The 2,475-nt window shown below is 66.1% G+C and carries 2 protein-coding genes; both read right to left on the reverse strand.

Annotated features, from left to right (window positions below; translation table 11 throughout):
• Positions 1 to 116 precede the first annotated feature (116 nt).
• Positions 117 to 1,052 (reverse strand): IS3 family transposase, encoded by a 936-nt coding sequence (locus tag JFB92_RS10455; RefSeq protein WP_199037827.1) that lies wholly within the window; start codon positions 1,050 to 1,052, stop codon positions 117 to 119.
• Complete coding sequence (locus JFB92_RS10460; RefSeq protein ID WP_199037829.1) at positions 1,043 to 1,345, reverse strand: transposase; 303 nt, start codon at positions 1,343 to 1,345, stop codon at positions 1,043 to 1,045. The genes JFB92_RS10455 and JFB92_RS10460 overlap by 10 nt, the downstream gene beginning before the upstream one ends.
• Positions 1,346 to 2,475: the final 1,130 nt, after the last annotated feature.

Consider the following 2,475-nt stretch of genomic DNA (forward strand, 5'->3'; position numbering starts at 1 on the left):
TCGTGTCGGCCTCGGTCCAGAACCGGCGGCGTGACCGGCCAGGGTCCTGCGGGTCGGCGGCCGCGTTCTGAGGTCCCCCCGCTTTGTTGGACAGCGAGATGCTTGGTTTTGCGAGATTAGCTCTCTTTGCTGCGGAAATGTGGTATGAGATCGTCGTCTGTGAGTAGTCCCTCACGCCAGGCGTCCTCGAACTGGGCTGGAGATCGGTAGCCCAGGCGCTTTTGGATCCGCCGCGTGTTGTACCAGCCGTCAATCCACAAGAACAGCTCGGTATCGAGTTGTTCGGCGGTGTCCCAACGCCTCCGGTAGATCAGCTCGATCTTCAGCGTGGACCAGAAGTTCTCCATCAGCGCGTTGTCGAACGAGTCGCCGACCGTGCCCATGGACTGGGCTATACCGTTGTCGGCCAACAGGTTCGAGAACCTGATACTGGTGTAGTTCGAACCGTGATCGGAGTGATGCACCAGATCGCGCTCATCGAGCCCGTCAAGGTCTCTGGTCCAGGTCGCGTACGACAGCGCCCCGGTGATCAGGTCGGTGTCGCACGACGGGCCGGTCGACCAGCCGACGATGCGGTTGGCGAACACGTCGCGGACGGCCGCGAGCCACAGCACCCCGCCGGTGTAGGCGATGCGGGTGGCATCGGCGACCCACAACCGGTCCGGAGCGCTCGCCCAGAAGTCACGCCCGACCATGTCAGGTGCCTTCTCGGCGTTCGGATCCGAGACCGTCGAGCCACCCTTCCAGCCCCGGCGGAGAAAGGCGCCCTCCCAGCCGTGCTCGCGCATGATCCGCGCGATGCGCTTGCGACCGACATGGATGCCGGCCCGCCGCAGATCGCCCCAGACGCGGTCGGCGCCGTAGGTCCGCCCCGAGGCGAGCCAGGAGTCGTGGATGACGCTGGCCAGCCCCAGATCGACCTCGGCGCGGTCGGCAGGACAGTCGGCGCGGTGCCTCCAGTGGTAGAACGTCGAGCGGGGAATCCCGAGGGCCCGCAACACGAGATCGACCGCGTATCGGTCCCGGACCCGCTCGCAGAAGGTCAAGACCACCGCCGGGTCTGGTCGATCTCGGAGGCGAAAAACGAGCTCGCCAGGCGCAGGATCTCGTTGATGCGCTTGAGTTCTGCGTTCTCGGCCTCCAACTCGGCCACCCGGGCGGCATCGGTCGTAGCCGGATCGCTGCCGGCCTCGACTGTATCGGCCTCAGCGCGGCGGACCCACCACCGGAGCGTCTCGTAACCGATGCCGAGCTGGGCCGCGATCTCCTTGATCGGCCGGTCGGACTCGCGGCAGAGCCGGATCGCACGCGCTTTCAACTCCTTGGGGTATTTCCGTACACCCATACGTGATTTGTCCCTTTCTTACATGACTGTAATACAGGCAAATCACTGTCCAAGAAATCGGGGGCAGCACATTCCCTCCCGAGCCCGGGCTCGCGGTCGGATCCGCCACCGGGCTCAAGGTCGGATCCGCACCCGAGTCCGGGCCCGCGGTCGGATCCGCCACCGGGCCCGGGGACGGGCGACCGGAGCCTGACCGGTCGCGCGCGGTGGCGTCCCGTGAAGCTCGGGGATGCTCGGTGCGATCCCGCGGGATGCGGCCCTGAAGCGGCCGGTCCTCGGGTTCGTCCCTCTCCCAGGGCGGGATCGGGTCGGGCAGCTCGCCCCGGCGATGGCGGCCGGTGCGCCGGTCCTGACGCCACCGCGGACTGCCGTACGGGCCCCGATCCTCGGGGTCGAACGGCTTGCCCCCGATCTCCCAGGTGTCCCCGGGCCGGTGCCGCAGATGCGGGGGCTCATAGCGCGGACTGGAAGGTTCGGAGTCCGGCGCTTCGAGATCGCACAGGTCCGGACGGGTCTGGTACCGGTAGGCACCGGGTGTCGCCGGATCGGGTGACCCGTCCGCGAGGAACAGGCGACGGCCCGCCCAGTCGAACCACCCGCCCGGGCCCTCGACCAGCCCCGGATTCTCCGGATGGGGCTCCTCTTGCGGGTTTCGCTCTTTCGGCTCCGGGCGGTCTTGACGTACGCTGACAGAGACCAAGGGAGGATTCCTTCCTTAGTTCGAAGGTGGGCCGCCATCTGATTTGGCGATCTGGGGGCGGCCCACCGGGCCATATTTTGTTGTCAGAGACGCACTGCGCCCCCTTTCGACGGTGACACATCTTCGCTAGTCAGGCAACCAGCGACACGCGCGCGCCTCCCCTCTGCACTGTCCTGGATAGTCAGAATCGGTCACGACAAATCCTCGTTAGGTCGATCCGTCGCTCTCGTTATAAGCCGCCTATCGGCAAGCTGTGTCCCATTCCTCAAAATTGACACATGTGAGCCGATTCTGAGCCGACGGGTGCCAGCACAGGTTCGGTGAGAACCAGATTTCACCGATCACCAAGTAGCGCGGCGGATCAGCGTCACTCCGTCCAGTCGCCGCTCTCGGCCAGGTCGAGCACCAGGGCGGCGATGTTCCAGGAGTC

The organism is Glycomyces salinus, from assembly GCF_016428645.1.
Classification (GTDB): domain Bacteria; phylum Actinomycetota; class Actinomycetes; order Mycobacteriales; family Micromonosporaceae; genus Glycomyces; species Glycomyces salinus.